This is a genomic window from Blautia sp. MSK18_10, from assembly GCF_020553185.1.
Classification (GTDB): Bacteria; Bacillota; Clostridia; order Lachnospirales; family Lachnospiraceae; genus Blautia_A; species Blautia_A wexlerae.
The window spans coordinates 140,365-156,428 of sequence record NZ_JAJCGT010000001.1; the positions used below are offsets into that span (position 1 = coordinate 140,365).

14 protein-coding genes and 1 other annotated feature are annotated in these 16,064 nt (G+C 41.6%); of the genes, 2 read left to right on the plus strand and 12 right to left on the minus strand.

Going from position 1 to position 16,064, the window contains the following annotated elements; all coding sequences use genetic code 11:
- Positions 1-100: 100 nt before the first annotated feature.
- From LI074_RS00600 to LI074_RS00640, 9 genes are all read right to left on the minus strand, one after another.
- Complete coding sequence (locus tag LI074_RS00600) at positions 101-625, minus strand: hypothetical protein (RefSeq protein ID WP_173697586.1); 525 nt, start codon at positions 623-625, stop codon at positions 101-103.
- A gap of 58 nt (positions 626-683) precedes the next feature.
- Positions 684-1,583 carry a hypothetical protein gene (locus LI074_RS00605; RefSeq protein WP_173697587.1) on the minus strand — a complete coding sequence of 300 codons (900 nt, stop codon included), beginning with the start codon at positions 1,581-1,583 and terminating at the stop codon, positions 684-686.
- A gap of 88 nt (positions 1,584-1,671) precedes the next feature.
- The gene (locus LI074_RS00610) at positions 1,672-2,298 is read right to left on the minus strand and encodes a response regulator transcription factor (RefSeq protein ID WP_118586543.1); all 627 of its coding nucleotides are present in this window, start codon (positions 2,296-2,298) and stop codon (positions 1,672-1,674) included.
- Positions 2,246-3,631 carry a sensor histidine kinase gene (locus LI074_RS00615; RefSeq protein WP_173697588.1) on the minus strand — a complete coding sequence of 462 codons (1,386 nt, stop codon included), beginning with the start codon at positions 3,629-3,631 and terminating at the stop codon, positions 2,246-2,248. The genes LI074_RS00610 and LI074_RS00615 overlap by 53 nt, the downstream gene beginning before the upstream one ends.
- Positions 3,586-5,253, minus strand: a complete 1,668-nt coding sequence (locus LI074_RS00620; RefSeq protein WP_173697589.1) for a histidine kinase N-terminal 7TM domain-containing protein — start codon at positions 5,251-5,253, stop codon at positions 3,586-3,588. Before LI074_RS00620 ends, LI074_RS00615 begins: the two co-directional genes overlap by 46 nt.
- Positions 5,254-5,473: 220 nt before the next feature.
- Complete coding sequence (locus LI074_RS00625) at positions 5,474-6,592, minus strand: DUF4428 domain-containing protein (protein ID WP_173697590.1); 1,119 nt, start codon at positions 6,590-6,592, stop codon at positions 5,474-5,476.
- 67 nt (positions 6,593-6,659) lie between these two features.
- Complete coding sequence (locus LI074_RS00630; RefSeq protein WP_020993631.1) at positions 6,660-7,493, minus strand: hypothetical protein; 834 nt, start codon at positions 7,491-7,493, stop codon at positions 6,660-6,662.
- A 372-nt stretch (positions 7,494-7,865) separates the two neighbouring features.
- Positions 7,866-8,564, minus strand: a complete 699-nt coding sequence (sfsA, locus tag LI074_RS00635; protein ID WP_118586553.1) for a DNA/RNA nuclease SfsA — start codon at positions 8,562-8,564, stop codon at positions 7,866-7,868.
- A 66-nt stretch (positions 8,565-8,630) separates the two neighbouring features.
- Positions 8,631-10,358, minus strand: a complete 1,728-nt coding sequence (locus LI074_RS00640; RefSeq protein WP_173697591.1) for a S8 family peptidase — start codon at positions 10,356-10,358, stop codon at positions 8,631-8,633.
- A gap of 284 nt (positions 10,359-10,642) precedes the next feature.
- Here LI074_RS00640 and LI074_RS00645 point away from each other — a divergent pair, with 284 nt between their 5' ends.
- Positions 10,643-11,554, plus strand: a complete 912-nt coding sequence (locus LI074_RS00645; protein ID WP_118341840.1) for a 4Fe-4S dicluster domain-containing protein — start codon at positions 10,643-10,645, stop codon at positions 11,552-11,554.
- A gap of 208 nt (positions 11,555-11,762) precedes the next feature.
- Here the strand turns inward: LI074_RS00645 and LI074_RS00650 are convergent, their stop codons facing one another.
- Positions 11,763-13,457, minus strand: coding sequence for a carbon starvation CstA family protein (locus tag LI074_RS00650; RefSeq protein WP_055052711.1), 1,695 nt, complete (start codon positions 13,455-13,457; stop codon positions 11,763-11,765).
- A 72-nt stretch (positions 13,458-13,529) separates the two neighbouring features.
- Positions 13,530-13,772 (minus strand) — a binding site (T-box leader).
- Positions 13,773-14,291: 519 nt separating this feature from the next.
- On the opposite strand from LI074_RS00650, the gene LI074_RS00655 reads away from it, so the two are divergent.
- Positions 14,292-14,606, plus strand: a complete 315-nt coding sequence (locus tag LI074_RS00655; protein WP_020993635.1) for a hypothetical protein — start codon at positions 14,292-14,294, stop codon at positions 14,604-14,606.
- An 18-nt stretch (positions 14,607-14,624) separates the two neighbouring features.
- Here LI074_RS00655 and LI074_RS00660 read toward each other — a convergent pair whose 3' ends face one another.
- Both LI074_RS00660 and LI074_RS00665 read right to left on the minus strand, forming a co-directional pair.
- Positions 14,625-15,419: a hypothetical protein gene (locus tag LI074_RS00660; RefSeq protein WP_118613438.1), complete on the minus strand. Its 795-nt coding sequence runs from the start codon at positions 15,417-15,419 to the stop codon at positions 14,625-14,627.
- Positions 15,416-15,955, minus strand: coding sequence for an RNA polymerase sigma factor (locus LI074_RS00665; protein ID WP_008706385.1), 540 nt, complete (start codon positions 15,953-15,955; stop codon positions 15,416-15,418). Before LI074_RS00665 ends, LI074_RS00660 begins: the two co-directional genes overlap by 4 nt.
- Positions 15,956-16,064 lie beyond the last annotated feature (109 nt).

Consider the following 16,064-nt stretch of genomic DNA (forward strand, 5'->3'; position numbering starts at 1 on the left):
AATAGCGGCAACACTGCCGCTATTTTTGATTGAGCACATCTGTTTCTTTTATTTTCTTTTTTATGAACACTCCTGATAATCCTCTCTCACAGTACTTGTATCATGAGTTAAGACGCTGTCCGCAATATTCACAATTGCTCAGACGTCCTTTTATTACCTGATTCTTTGCACCGCAGCTGGTACAGGTAACTGTAATATAAATCTTTTCATTTACACGTCTGTTTGGTGCAGTAATCATAATATAATTTCCTTCTCTGTCTATCTGGATATTCCGGATATATCCCCTGGCAATAAATTTTTCCAGTTTTTTTACTGCGCCTTTTCCCAGTTCCTGCTCAAGTTTCTCAAATGAGACCGTATTCTGGGCATAAGATTCAAACCAGCAAGCAATTTCCCTGGCTTTTTTCTTCCGTAATGCTTTCTGAACTTCCCTGAAAGTCGGATATAAAAATAACAGACAGAGCAGGATCTCTGTTGCTGCCATTCCCCAGCGTCCTTCACCAATATACTTCTCCGATGCACCAATAGCTCCCAGGGATAAAAGTATGCAGAATCCACAAAGAACCCACTTCAGTTTTCCCAACACCCCTGTTTTTTTATTTTTTTCTGTCAAAAAATCATTCATGTCTGTTTCCTCTTTCTCTGATTAATCAAAATTCTATAATATATTGGTGAAGCTTCTGTCAGCCTGCCCCCAGCAGAAGCCATGCATCACCTGACGGATCATAATAATAAACCACATTGTCTCCTACTGCATAATAATGTTCTTTTGTAAAATGATCCTCATGATCCGTTCCCAGAACAAATACCGGACAATTTCTTCCTTCAATGTACTCCTCAGTGCCTGTATACCACAGAGACATCCCAAGACCAAGGTAATAGCTGACTTCATCTGTCTCAGAAAGCTGTTCTCTGGCAATCTTTATATTCAATGCTGAACCATACTCCGGATTACACTCTGGATCGTACTCTGACTCATACACCGGATTATATTCCGGATCATACTCATCCCAATTATAATATATGGAGAAATCATAGCAGTGGGTTTCTGCTGCAAGATGTCCATCCTTTAACGACACCATAGGATGGTATTGTACACTCATATTCTGCTTCTGTACAGAAACCATCACATTGGAATGAATCTCACTCACATTGCAGCGCAGGATAATGATTTCATTCTCCTGCCCCCTATAGTATGGAGAGTTCAGATCATCCAGATATTCCCCTTCTTCCGTAGGCTGAGCCGGATAAACGCTGACCCTGCAATCATCCCCCGGGACAATGGCATAAATTTCATATCCCCCTGCATCAACCACTGTTCCATCCTGTAAAAAAGGATACGCAGCTGCTACCTCTCCCTGTCTGGTATATTCAAGTATCTCTGCTGCATCTGCACCTTCATAGGTATATCCCAGAAATGCCATTCCGGCCTGACATTCATTTTCCCTGATAATATCCTGCAGAATTGCCAGATTCTCATCTGCCCCAGGTGCTCTGGCAAATACTTCTCTCATACCTCCGCCATGAATACCAACAGAAAACAGTACCGCACAAACACATACAGCAACCGAATATTTTTTCATACTCTCATCTCCCTTCTTGTCAAACAGATATTTACACTCCACTTCGCTTTCTGCTCATAACAGAATAACTTCGCAGTTTATCAGCTTGCTATTTTAACGTAGTTACGATTAGCTTACTTTCCAGTGCAGCCGCTATCAGATCTTCTTTACAGCTGTATCCTGCCCTGGCGATCATTTCCTGAAAATTCCATCTTACCCCGGAGGTAGAGCATTTCATTTCCCGCGCAATCTCTGAATATGACATTCCACGGATATACAGGCGAAGCATCTCAAGCTGCCTGGGACTGATATCACCGCTTGTGATCCAGTTAAGCTCCACCTTCGGTGTCACATCCGGAAATACATGCTCACCATTTAAGGTTCTGTGGATCACACTTCGTATTTCCTCTTCCCCGTGATCCTTATACCAGAGACTGTCTGCACATCCACACTTTGCCCTCTCCAGTACCTTGGGATCGATCAGGGAAGTAACGATCAATACCTTTGTATAGGGATACTTCTCCCTGATTTCTTTTCCGGCACTGAGTCCATCATGATTATGAAACGTCTGCACATCCATGATCACAAGATCAATTGCCGAATAATCACAGATTTTTACAGCTTCACGTGCATCCGAAACCGTCTGGACATGTCGGAATTCCGGCTCCTGCATAATAATATATTCAAAATACTTCTGCATGATCTTCTGATCTTCTACTATCAGTATCCGTACCATCGAATCCCATCCTTTCTGTCAGTGGCATTTTCAATATCAGACAAAACTCAGGGGAAAAAGAAACCTGCATCCTGCATTTTCCTGATTCAGCTGCCTTTCTCAGTGCAGATAAACCACCGCCTTCTTCCGCATTTTTGTCAGGCACCTCTCCATCATTGGTAATCTGAACAGTATATTCATCTGCATTTTTGTCTATCTTCACCCAAACAGTACTGCCATGGGCATGTCTGGCACAGTTTGTCACACATTCACGGATTGCCCTGTCTATCAGCAGCCTGTAAGATGGATGCATGGGAAAGTTCCCACTGATCTGAACTGAAATTCCAAGCTCTTCTGCATGTCTGATCGTATCCTTATATACTTCTTCCATACTCTCAACAGCAGAACCGGTAAGAATATAAACCAGATGTTTCAATACAGACAACTGTTTATCCATTTTATCCGGATCTTCTTTCCTTTCCAATATTCTGCGTATTGACAGAAGGCTTCGTCCAAAATTGTCATGAACCTGCATTTTCATGACAAGCGTCTCCTGCTCTCTGATTTTATCTCCGATTTTTTCGTACATTTCCTCCAGCTTATGATTCAGGATTTCCAGCTTTTCATTGTTTGCCCTGATTTTTTCACCATTGTAATAAATTTGTGATACATTAACTGCCACTGTCTGCAGATATCCTGCACAATCCGGCTCCTGCAGACTATATTCCTGAAACATCCAGACGGAACCATCAGGAAAATAAAACACATTACTGTCTTTGCTCAATCTGCAAAGACCTTCCGATTCAGGTTCCCCACTCATTGCTTTCCTTAATGCGTCATAATCCTGCAGATAAGAACCTGTCATGATTCTGCTCAGCTCCTGCATCTTGGTATTACACAAAACAATCCTTCCAAAAGGATCCGAAAAACAAACTCCACAGGGAACGTCATTCACAGCCTCATTCACAGACCAGTAAGACAGGGAATAATGATATCTGCGTCTCTCTCTCCAGATTGCTCTGCAAAGATAAAGCACCAATCCCATAACTACTGCCATTAAAACACTGACCGGATAACCCTGAAGCATTGGCTGATAGGAACTTTCTCCCAGGCAATATCTGTGATCATTCATCAGAACGCCCATGAACATAAAAGAAACAGCAAAGACAGCCACTGCCGTTACAATTTTCTTTTTCCCGGAAAAGCAGGTGATTCTTACCAGCAGGAGGATTAATTCCAGAATCATGCAGATTTCAAGAAGAATCATCAGAACATTCTGTATTGCCATACTGCATTCCACAAAACTGATCATCTTCCGCCTCTCTTTCTGAAGACGATACATTTGATAAACCATTCGTTTTCATCTTCCTGCTGCACTTTTAATTCCGGCCTTTCCGACATGAATCCACGCAGATCCGCCTCTGATACAATATGAACTGAAATCCGCAGAGCATCATCAATCTGCGACACACGGTAAAAAACAGACTGCATGATATCAAGCAATCGTTCCACAAGCCATTCAAAGGTGTCATAGCATTTTAGTATATCATCTGCATTCATCTGCACATCCACATTTTCCACGTAGTAAGCAGCCCGGATCCTGCATAATTTTAAGCTGTCACAGGATTCCGCCAGGCTTTGTCTGAGATCTTCCATTGTAAGCAGATTTCCATCTGATGCATATTGTGTCAGCACCAGATTCTTTCTCCGCTTCAAATACGTACCAACAACTACAATTTTACCGAGAATCCGATCATATTGTTCCCTTGATTCTGTCCGTTCCAGCTCCTCCATAAACTGTGACAGCAATTCCAGCTGACCTGCTGTCTGATTCTGTATCATATTTAACAGACGGTTCTGTTCTTCTGTCTTTCTCCGCTCAGCCTCTTTCTGATAAGCTTTCTGTAACAAACGATTTCTGGCAGTCAGTTCCTCCTGCTGTTCCCGAATATCCTGATACTGATCCAGCAGTACCGAAATATCCTCTGACCAAAACAAATGTCCTCCCCTTATAGGAATATGGTTGATCCGGATTCCCTGTTCCTGTACTGATGATCTGTCTATTATGATTTTACGCAGTTCAGACGACAGCTCTGGGAAATCGCCGGAATGATAATAGCGCTGAAAAGAATGATCTGTAATCTCTGCATCCAGTCCTCCGGAAGTCTGGAATAATTCAAAATATCGATTATTGGTCTGTATCAATCCACATAATATACAACCCTGAAAAATTGCTGCCATTAAAAGGCAGCACACTGCCGTCATATCCCCTGCAATGATTTTGATGAAAGGCAGGCGGAGTATATTTCCGATATTCCATCCCAGAAGTAATATTCCCGGAATCACTGGCAGCCAGAACTGTTTCTTTCCCGGAATTCTGCTTTTTCTGATCAGAATGATTTCCATCCCTGTCAGACAGATCAAGATCCATCCCTGAATCACCATAAAAATAATACCATAACTGTAATCTTTATCCGAAAATGGAGGCTGTTTGGAAAAACGAAATACCAGCTGATGCAAATCATTTGTAAAAACACTTACGATCAATATCGCTGCCACGGTCAATAAAATTATAACCTTTCTGACCGTTTTCTCTTCCTCCTTTTCGCCCAAAAACATTGCTGCTGCCAAACCCAGAACCGGAATCAGAATCATGGGAATATAATATAGATACCAGCAGATATGTTCTCCAAGAGGATCATGAAAAATATGAAATTTTACTGTCCGCACAAAGAACCAGAATACCATCAGACAGCCAATTGCAGTCAGGCATCTGCGCGTTTTTTTATGTACTACATGTCTTCTCAGATAAATCACCCAGGCACAGTACATTCCCAGATAAATACAGCTACGACACTGATCTGCCAGATTTCTCATAAAAACATTTTCCGTTCTCACCTGCCTGCAGAAATAAGCCAGCAACACACTTATCAGAATCACTCCATATGACAGAGTCCTCTTTTTACTGTATGTCATGAAAGTTCCTCTCTTACCGGAGCGGGTTTGAAAAATGCTTTACGCAAGATGTGCGTCACAATTTGCAGGAATGATTTTTCAAATACGCTCTAATCCATTTTTGTAATAATTATACTATAAAGCACCATTTTATCATATAGTTTTTAGAGAAATCATCTATTTTCAGAGCTTTTTATCACAAACAGAGTGAACAATTATGTCCACTCTGTTTAATCATTACTTAAAACGGTCTTGGCTGACCACAGTATTCACAAAACTTTCCGGTATTCTCTGCACCACACTGGCATTTCCACGAACTGTTATTCTGTTGCATTCCTCCGGTCATGTTCGTTTCTGACATTCCCGTCTGCTGCATTCCTCCGTTCATGTTCATTCCGGACATTCCGGGCTGCATTCCTCCGTTCATGTTCATTCCCGGCATCCCAGACTGCATCCCTCCGTTCATATTCATTCCGGGCATCCCGGGCTGCATTCCCACATTCATGTTCATCCCGGGCATCCCAGACTGCATCCCTCCGTTCATGTTCATCCCGGTCATTCCAGGCTGCATTCCCGCATTCATGTTCATTCCTGACATCCCGGGCTGCATTCCCGCATTCATATTCATCCCGGGCATCCCAGACTGCATCCCTCCGTTCATGTTCATTCCCGGCATTCCGGACTGCATTCCTCCATTCATGTTCATTCCGGGCATCCCAGACTGCATTCCTCCATTCATGTTCAATCCTGACATTCCGGACTGCATCCCGACTGCATTTGGTGTCAGTGCCGCAATAATCTGATAAGCAGTCTGCTCCACTTCCATCAATTCCCTTCTGTTATCACTGCTTATAGAGAAAGTATTCAAGCGAAAATCCATATCATCAAACCACTGGGTTCTCACTTTAATACGCATAGTATAATCAAATTCATATTTATATACCGGTGGCTGATAACTTACAGTTTCTCCATCCTTTGTATATGTTTCCTCTTGCTGCTGTTGGTCTACATCAACCCTGCACTGTACAATGGCTGATAAAGGAACTATGTCCGGGTTTTCATTGACATCCAGTTTCCGCGCAACAGTAAAATTCCCCTTATTATCATCAATAAAAACATTGTAATTTCTGGTATTGATCTGACGGGTTATACAAAAGTCCATTACCGCTTTTTTGTTTTTTTCACGATATTCCAGCTGGCGTTTGATATCCTCTACCGTACTATGCCGCCGCTCCTCAAACCATGGTGATAATTTTTTCGCACAATCCTTACACAGATTTCCGTCATCCAGTTTTCGATTTCCCAATAACCCAATTTTCTCTCCGCAGATGTCACAGATTTTCTTATCAAATAATCCCATACCCTATCCTCCTTTTTTATCTGAAAACCCATACTGCCTCACCGGAATGGTGCGGCAGTATTTTACCTTATTCTGTAACAATTATTTTTTCAAAATATGTCTTTACGGAAAAATCAACTTCACCTGTTTCAGAATCATCTGCTTCTTCGCCGTCATCAGATTCCTCTGCATCATCTTCTGCTATCAAACACAGTTTTCCATCATCCAGTAAATTGAACTTCATATTATCAAGACTGAAAAACATAGTTCCTGCCTCATCCTCTGTTACAGCCTTTAATACCAGTGCGTTTCCTTCCACGTCGCCCTGAAGTTCTACTTTTGTCTCTTCTCCGCTCTCTATTAAGATAATTTCAGCCTTTCCGTCTTCCACAGACATACTCATTTCAAATCCTGTAAAGTCAGCATTAACCGGCATCTGCATTCCAAATGCTTCCATCAGAGTACAGCTCCATTCTCCTTCAAAATCCTTCATAGTTGGATTTTCTACCGGTTTGCCCGGTACATAAGGCTCATACTCTTCCTTTTCCTGACTCAGGATCATTGTCGTTCCATCTGCTGTTAAGGTTATCTTACCGTCCTTGTACTCGCATTCCCCTGTCTGATCATTATGAGTCATCAAAATTTTATCATTTTCTATTTTCCACTCTGATTCATCTACTTCAGGCTCTTCCCCATAAACAGAACTTGTTGTTTCCATTTTACCGTCTTCTTTAATGTCCACGGTCACTTCCATTCCCATTGCCCCCGGATGAAAGGATGCACCTTCGCCCATAGAAAGCTCATTTACATACCAGGTTCCAATAACATCCTTTTCTTCAAGGGCATAAACACTTACGCTCATAAAGCCTGCCATTAAGACTCCTACTGTTCCTGCCATCCACAACCTCATTTTTTTACTCATACAAACATCTCCTTTCTTTTTTTAATGTACTGCTCGGACTCTTTTTTACTTAATTTTGTGAGAAGATTTTTTGTTTATCTACATTATACGTGAACGCTCAGATATTTACACTAGCACTTCTGACAGTATGCATGTAATTTTTTGGATAAATTAAAACCTGCTGAAAAGTTTTTAACTCTTCTCAGCAGGTTCATTAAAATACTTTCTGTTTTGGCGCATTCTCTCCAGATTTTCCAGAATTATATCTACACTGATTGGTTTGGCAATATGAGCGTTCATACCCGCTTTGATTGCCTTTTTACGGTCTTCTTCAAAAGCATTGGCAGTCATCGCAATTTTTGAATAGGACCTGCTGATTGCGGGAATACTTTTTTATTTCCAGTCAGAAGCAAGGCATACAGGTACCGGATCCTGAATTTCCATTCTGTCAGGTTCTACCAGGCAGTCATAAGCCAGAATATGCACTCCTGCCCTTTCCGCTTCCTGTAATGTTTCTCCAAATTCCCGATGAGTCTCCCAGTTGGGCTCAAACCTGTCAACTCCCTTCATCTGGATTACCAGAAGCAGATAAGCTTCGTATCCTTCCTGCATACAATGGATCAGCTCTTTCAGATGCTTCACACCTCTTTCTGTAGGTGCATCAGGAAATCGTGCTATATTGTCAGATTCCAGAGTGACACCTTTCACTTCTATAAAAGCCTTACGTTTCTCTGAACAGACGTAAAGATCAAATCTGGAATTTCCATAGGTCTTCTCCGGCGTTACCTGAACCTTTTCCGGAAAAAGATGTCCTGCCTTTACCCACTCCAGTGCTGCTTTATTGGGAATCTGAGAATCCATATTGATCAGGCCCCTGCCCTTTTTATTTACGCAGATCAGATCATAGGCTGTCTTTCTCGCCGGATTGCTGCTCTTTTCCAGAAAAACCTGTGTACCCGGGACCAGAAGCTCCCTGCACCTGCCTGTATTCTTTACATGAACCGTTTCCACCTGCCCATTGATCTCCACATGTGCAATAAACCGATTAGGACGATCTATGAAACGGCCTTCTGTGATATGTTCGTACTTCATTTTTTCTGCTCCTCTTTGCGCATTGTATACATACCATAGCATGTTTTCCTCATACCTACAACATTTTCATTTTGGAAAACTATTCTCCAAACAAAGTGCCCCCCATCCTACCTCTTCATTGGGATACTCCTCGTACCCCGGCAATGGTCTGGCGCCTTTTCGGAGATAGGCTTTTACTTTTTCCCCATAGAGGTAGGGATCGTTTCCATTTACAATCCCCCATTGCATTAACAATGCTGCGGATCCGCTGACAAATGGTGTTGCAAAGGAAGTCCCTGTTACTATTCTGTAACCACCACCGGGTACGGGAGCAACTATGTTTACTCCCGGTGCCACCAGATCAGGTTTCAGATATGGCAGCATTCTGCTGCCCCTTCCAGAAAAATCCGCATAAGAGTCAACCAGCGAATCATATGCTCCAACTGCAATAACCCGCCGGGCTGTGGCAGGTATGGTCAAAGTTCCATATGCCCTTGGTTCATAAAACCCAGTCCCTCTGTTCAGAGTATTTCCACCCGGCAGCCACAGGTAATATTCCCCTCCTCTGACCTTTTTTCCACTTAGGATGATTTTCCAGTCTCCACTGTCCACATAAGTTTTCCCAGGAAGGAAATCTATGTAGATTTCCTGTGTCAGATGATAGGGTCCAGGTTTGCCATAATAGATTAAAAGATCTGTATTTCCCAGTCTGTACCTCTGAGGACCAAGCTTTTCGTCTAAGGGGCCGATCCGGTTTCCGGATGGATTTTCAATATAAATACTCATCTCATCCTCATAAGATTTCCATAACTGCACATTTAATGTTGGTTCCCTGCTGCTCACAGATAATTCTATCTGTCTGGTCTGTCCCTGTTTCAGGGTTCCTCCCTCATGCAGAGGCTGATTGCCGTTGTTCCCTGTACCTGTACAGATAGCTAGACGTCCTGTGGAAGAAACCATATCTATATATGTTTCAAGGAGGGAATCTCCTTTGTGTGAGCCATAATTATTTCCAAAACTGAGATTGATCACCATTGGTCTTTCCATAGCCAGCGCCTGCCTCACCAGATAATCAATCCCCTGTATCAGTTCCGTAGTTCTGGGAAAGGAGTTCTCTCTGGGAATTCCCATTTTCACAACCAACAGATCACTTTCACAGGCAACTCCCTGATTCACCCCATCTGACGCCCTTCCATTTCCTGCTGCAACCCCCAGCACGGAAGTTCCATGTCCACTGTAATCTGAAGATGGAACAAGACGCCTGCCCTGGTTTTCTCCAAGTGCAAGCGCCTCATCGATCTGCTCTTTCGTATATTCAGTTCCTGTCACATATCCCTGAGGTGGATTTCCCTGTATGCTCTGATCCCATAAACGTAAAATTCTGCTGCTCCCATCTGCATTTCGGAAATCAGGGTGAAAATAATCCACTCCTGAATCCACAACTCCTGTCAGGATTCCTTTTCCCGTCAGTCCATTCCTGCCGGTCTGCACTGTGCGGATGCAACTCGCTCCCTTCGCCTGAAACAATTCAAAATACAGGCGTTTGGGTTTCTCCATAAATTCCACCTGCGCTCTGTGGGAATACTTATCAATCTCACTGTCCGGCAAAGTTACCACTGCATAGCCGCCTAACAATGGCACTACCTGAATTCCATTTCCAGCCAGACCACTTTCCGGTCCGCTGTACTTTATGATCACATCCCATAGCCTGGTTGCAGGATCATATCCTATGTTAAGATTTCCTGACTTTCTACGCTCCTGTGGGGTTGCATCCATTGCGAGATTTAAAAGGTTATCTATTTTCTGGTCTGGCATTTTAATCTCATTTCCAGATATTCACTTAGTCTATTATATACAAAAGTTCTGCATATGGACTCTTATTATAACAATTTTAGGAACGGATAGTTCATTTCATGCTTTTCCAGCCAGAGCCACTTTCCAACTGCTTTTAAGAAACAATTTTGAATGACTCCCAACGAGTACAGACGCAAGCGGTCATAAAAACAATTGATTTTATCATTCATGAAGCTTATAATCAACAAAAGAAACGCCGTATATATCAGAGAAAAGCAACAGCTACATAAAGGAGATACTTAAACATGAATGAGGAAAAAATAACAACATCCGCCAACAAAAAACTGAGTCCCGAGGAAATCAAACGGGTAAAAGGTCTTGGATGTCTTCAGGACAAACGATATGATGACATCTTTAATATTCGGGTCATCACAGGAAATGGTCATATTACCACAGATGAACATCGTGCCATTGCGGACGCTGCAGATAAATTCGGAAATGGTCAGATTACTATGACAACCCGCCTGAGTATGGAAATCCAGGGAGTTCCTTATGATAATATTGAGAAAACAATCGCCTTCCTTGGAGAGCATGGCCTGATGACAGGCGGAACCGGAGCTAAAGTGCGTCCTGTTGTCTCATGCAAGGGAACAACCTGCCAGTATGGTCTGATTGACACCTTTTCACTCAGCCAAAAGATCCATGAGCGTTTTTATGTAGGCTATCACGATGTGATACTCCCGCACAAATTCAAGATCGCAGTTGGCGGATGTCCAAATAACTGTGTAAAACCTAATCTGAATGATATGGGAATTATCGGCCAGAGAATCCCAAAACCGGATGCAGAGAAATGCCGGGGATGTAAGAAATGTCAGATTGAAAAAAGCTGCCCTGTCCACGTTCCGAAATTAGTTGACGGTAAACTTTACATTGATCCTGAAGAATGTATCCATTGCGGACGATGCAAAGGAAAATGTCCTTTCGGCGCAGTACCGGAATATCAGAATGGTTATAAGATCTATATCGGAGGCCGCTGGGGTAAGCGAATCTCACACGGTCAGGCTCTTACCAGAATTTTCACAGAGGAAGAAGAAGTAATGGCAGTCATAGAAAAAGCAATCCTTCTCTTCAAAAATGAAGGAATCGCAGGAGAACGATTTGCAGATACTGTGAAACGTCTCGGATTTGAGTATGTGAATGAGAAATTGATTGGCTGACTATCGACAGATGATTGAAAATTCCGCTAACTACGACAAACGAATTCAAGCAAAATATATCACAAAGTCAAGCCAATGTTCTCAACTGAAACAGGGGACTTACTTGATTCGATTAAAAAAGACACTTAGGGATGAGGTGACTCTCCCAAAGTGTCTTTTTTCGGATTTTTATTTTTATGTAAGAATATCAACCGCTATCCTTCTTAAATTATGCAGTCTGTTTTTCATCATTTTTTTCAAAAAGCTTCTTCACTCCCTGGATTGCTACCAGCACACCAAGGATCAGCAGTAACACTGCAAAGATAAGCTGTAAGGTATTTCCAAGATCAAGGCCTGTGGTAAATAATGCTTTTGTAAGCTTACTGATGGTCATACCCAGTGCAGTAAAGGTAACTGCCATCATAAATACCATAGGAATCCAGAGCATGCAGCCCTGGCGTTTTGTTTTCTTAAGAAATACTGCGCAGGCTACAAGGGCAAGTACAGATAACAGCTGATTGGCAGAACCAAACAGTGGCCAGATTTCTGCATATCCTACCTTTGTAAGCAGATAGGCAAGTACCAGTGTAATGATCGTCGCAAAATATTTATTGGTTACTACTTTTAAGAACGGGCTCATATTTTCCTCGTCTGTATCAGAATCAAGGAAAAATTCCTGGAATGACAGACGTCCTACTCTGGCCACTGAGTCAAGAGAAGTCAGCGCAAAAGCTGATACAGCCAGATTGATCAGTGTAAATACAAGTGAATGTGGCAAACCGATTACAGAAAGGAAGTTTGCAATAGCACCTGCAAATATCTGCGGCTGAGTGGTAAGTCCCTGTGCTGCTGCCTCACCATCTGCAAAGGATGCAACAGCAATCAGTGCAATAATTGCCAGCATACTTTCCATAAGCATTGCACCAAAGGAAACCGGAAGCATGTTCTTTTCATTTTTGATCTGTTTTGATGCAGTGCCGGAGGATACCAGTGAATGGAAGCCTGAAACTGCACCGCAGGCAATTGTCACGAAAAGAATAGGGAACATATACTGTCCGTCCACATTAAAGCTTGTAAATGCCTTAAGATTACAGGATGGGTTGGCTGCAAATACACCGATAACCGCACCAACGATCATAAAGATCAGCAGATAACTGTTCAGATAATCACGGGGCTGGAGCAATGCCCATACAGGGGCTACACTGGCTACCAGAATATATGCAAAGATAATAATATGCCAGGTTCCAAGACTTACATATACCGGGAATTTAAGTCCCAGCGCAATTGCGAGCACCAATAATAAAATAGCCACTGCAGTATTGATCCATTTATTAAACTTGGAATATTTAAGGAAAAATCCCAGTCCCACTGCCTCGATGATAAATAACATGGAAGTTGTTGCAACTGCTCCGTTTGCTGCTACCTTGGTAACGGTTCCTGCGTTATCTGTCACAAATCCGTTAAAGGTTCCTGCCACAACATCTGCAAATGCTGCAACAACCAGAATACAGAACAGCCAGCAGAATAAAAGAAATAATTTCTTTCCCAGTTTTCCGATATAGGCTTCAATGATATATCCGATTGTACGGCCTTTGTTCTTTACAGAGGCATACATAGATGCAAAATCCTGAACTGCTCCAAAAAATACACCACCGATCAGGATCCAGAGCATAACCGGAAGCCAGCCGAAAATTGCTGCCTGGATCGGTCCGTTGATAGGACCTGCACCTGCTATAGATGCAAACTGATGACCAAATACCACATTGGTATCAGCCGGTACATAATCCACTCCATCCTCCATCTCATATGCCGGTGTTTTTGCTTTTGGGTCAATGCCCCATTTGTTCTGAAGATAACGGCCATACAGAAGATATGCTCCACCCAGCACTACAATGGCTATTATCATCATTACTATTCCACTCATAATGTCTTCCCTCTTCTTTCTTTTATATTTATATATAAAAAAACGCCCCTGCTATCCAATTTCCAATTGGATAACAAAGGCGGAATATTCCGTGGTACCACTTTGTATTATTATACCTGTCACCAGATACAATCTCTTAACACTGTCTAAGCCAAACAGCTTCTCCTGTAACGTGAAGACCACGTCCCGGCTTACTATAGATTTCAGCGGGATGCTCCCGGGTGATATCACAAACTACCATCTGCCGCATCTCACCTGCCTGCGACTCTCTGTAATCCGGTTCCTTCTGTGACCTGTCCTGTTCTATGCATTTCTCTTTTTTATTTATCTAAAGTTTTACTCTTTTTTTTATAAAATATCAAGAGATAATTTATATATATTTTACAATTATAGATAGGTGTTTTTATGCAATATGTATGATTATCAAGCAGATATTCGCAATCCGCTTCGCACGCATACGGTCATTTTATATCGTTATCTGTTACCTATAGCAATCCTCGTAAATAATGCATTTAAGACAGTTCAGCAGAGTGCGAAAGACAAAGAAGATATCTGCAGGCGTGCTGACGCACGGCAAAGATATCCGACGCAGGATTTCACACTCTGATGGGCTGGATTAAGATGCATTATTTTAGAGGATTGCTATAAAACCATTTTCAAATGCATTCATTTGTATAATATACGTAATTGTTTTTCTGTCTTGTACTTTCTCCGTCCTCTGCATATAACAGAGAAAGAAAATTTTACAGAGATTTTTCATTAGCGAGCATGTGTATTTTACAAACTGTTTCTATAATAGTAATCAAAGAATTGAAAGAGAAAAGAGGAATCATTATGTATCAGACATTATGGAATTCTATTAATAAACAGGTAAAAAACTCACATGCTTACGCAGCTTTTCTGGCTGTTTCACTTATGGGCTGGACAACGATCGGTCTTCTGGCAGGATTTTTGATCTGCATGATCGGCGGTATGTCCTTCGTTACAAAGGTAACTGTTGTCCTTTGCAGTGGCGGGTATACAGGATTGATCTTTGGTTTCTTTGGCGGTATTTTATATCTGTACAGATCAGAACCCCGCCATTTGGCTGCTGCCACCCCTTCACAGGTATTTCCACAACAGTTACAAAAAGATGGTGAACCGGACTGAATTCACCATCTTTTTTCTTTATCTTCTGTTATTAATAACCTCTCTCGCCATATCTGCAAGTTCACCGGCAGATAATTTTCCATCTATTTGCAGCAAATCATACTGGATGCCATCTTTATTCCAGTTAACGCTTTGAACCTGACTGACTTCAATCTGAGAAGCGCTGTCATCGTAACTGAATACAACTTTTCCACTGGCCTGGTCTTTTTTATCCTGTTCTGTCAATTCGTAATCATCCGATACTACTTTATTTATATAATGTACATAATACAGATTTGTTCCATTTATAGTGGCAATAATATCACCTGCCGGTGTAAGCTTTGAATTGAACTTCTGCTGTTCAAACGATACAACATCTCCATTCTTCTGATAATCAAAGGACACGGATTTAAACTTCTCAATTACATTTGCATTGTCGTCCTTAAAACTGTTTTTTACAATATTGCCATCCTTGAAGCAGTACCCGTTCTCAAAGGTATCAATCAATACCGGTCTATACCCAATATTCTTTGTAACCTGTTCTGCCGTTGGAAGAGATGTATAATCAGCACGTGATGCAGATGAACCTGTCCACATTGAAATCTTCCCTGTTGCCGCCACAGCAGTAGCTCCAATTGTAAGTGTTGCAGCTATCAACAAAGGTAATATTTTCTTTTTTGATCTCATAGTCGTTTGCTTCCTTTCTGTATCTGCGAAGTCAAGTTTTGCATAAACTCTCTGTCTGATATTCTCTGTATCAATATCAAGAGCATTGCAGGAAGTATCTGCCTGTTTTTGTATTCCCAATTCTTTAAGCAAATTTTTTCTTCTCATAATCTTTCCTCCGCATTCGATAACATTTTTCTGAGTTTTCTTTTTCCTCTTGAAAGTCTGGTCTTAACTGTAGAAATATTAAGTCCCATTGCTTTTGAAATGTCCTTGATTTTTTCATCAAATTTATACCGTCTTACAAAAATCTCGCTGTCAGGTTCGCCAAGACTCATAACTGTTTCCCATACATAATTGTTATGAAAATTCTCTTCAATGAAATTTTTGCCATCTGACAGTTCAATATCCTCAAGAAATGTATAATCCGTTTTTCTGTTTATCCGTTTCAGAGCAAAATTCCGGGCAACGGCAGCAAGATATGACCGTAATGTACCTTTCTGTAAATCTATTCTCCCGGCATTCTTCCAGAGTACAATAAACACATCTGCCACAATTTCTTCAATATCCTCTTTCGGCAGTGAATTGCCGGCCATATGATACAAAACAGTGCTCAAATACGGTGTATAAATTTGGATTGCTTCATCTATTGAATTTTTTTCTCTGTTCCTGAGACGCTGCAAAAGCTCTGCTTCATCTGTCATATCAACCCAACTTTCTTTTTAATACTTTCAAAAATTAAAAGCTTTTAACCTTTACATTCTTATATATCCTGCCAGGGAACAAAAAGTTTCATTTCTTATAAAAAAAAGT

Coding starts and splice junctions, on each gene's coding strand:
- LI074_RS00600 (WP_173697586.1), bottom strand. CDS start 625: ATGAATGATTTTTTGACAGAAAAAAATAAAAAAACAGGGGTGTTGGGA.
- LI074_RS00605 (WP_173697587.1), bottom strand. CDS start 1,583: ATGAAAAAATATTCGGTTGCTGTATGTGTTTGTGCGGTACTGTTTTCT.
- LI074_RS00610 (WP_118586543.1), bottom strand. CDS start 2,298: ATGGTACGGATACTGATAGTAGAAGATCAGAAGATCATGCAGAAGTAT.
- LI074_RS00615 (WP_173697588.1), bottom strand. CDS start 3,631: ATGGTTTATCAAATGTATCGTCTTCAGAAAGAGAGGCGGAAGATGATC.
- LI074_RS00620 (WP_173697589.1), bottom strand. CDS start 5,253: ATGACATACAGTAAAAAGAGGACTCTGTCATATGGAGTGATTCTGATA.
- LI074_RS00625 (WP_173697590.1), bottom strand. CDS start 6,592: ATGGGATTATTTGATAAGAAAATCTGTGACATCTGCGGAGAGAAAATT.
- LI074_RS00630 (WP_020993631.1), bottom strand. CDS start 7,493: ATGAGTAAAAAAATGAGGTTGTGGATGGCAGGAACAGTAGGAGTCTTA.
- sfsA (WP_118586553.1), bottom strand. CDS start 8,564: ATGAAGTACGAACATATCACAGAAGGCCGTTTCATAGATCGTCCTAAT.
- LI074_RS00640 (WP_173697591.1), bottom strand. CDS start 10,358: ATGCCAGACCAGAAAATAGATAACCTTTTAAATCTCGCAATGGATGCA.
- LI074_RS00645 (WP_118341840.1), top strand. CDS start 10,643: ATGAATGAGGAAAAAATAACAACATCCGCCAACAAAAAACTGAGTCCC.
- LI074_RS00650 (WP_055052711.1), bottom strand. CDS start 13,457: ATGAGTGGAATAGTAATGATGATAATAGCCATTGTAGTGCTGGGTGGA.
- LI074_RS00655 (WP_020993635.1), top strand. CDS start 14,292: ATGTATCAGACATTATGGAATTCTATTAATAAACAGGTAAAAAACTCA.
- LI074_RS00660 (WP_118613438.1), bottom strand. CDS start 15,419: ATGAGAAGAAAAAATTTGCTTAAAGAATTGGGAATACAAAAACAGGCA.
- LI074_RS00665 (WP_008706385.1), bottom strand. CDS start 15,955: ATGACAGATGAAGCAGAGCTTTTGCAGCGTCTCAGGAACAGAGAAAAA.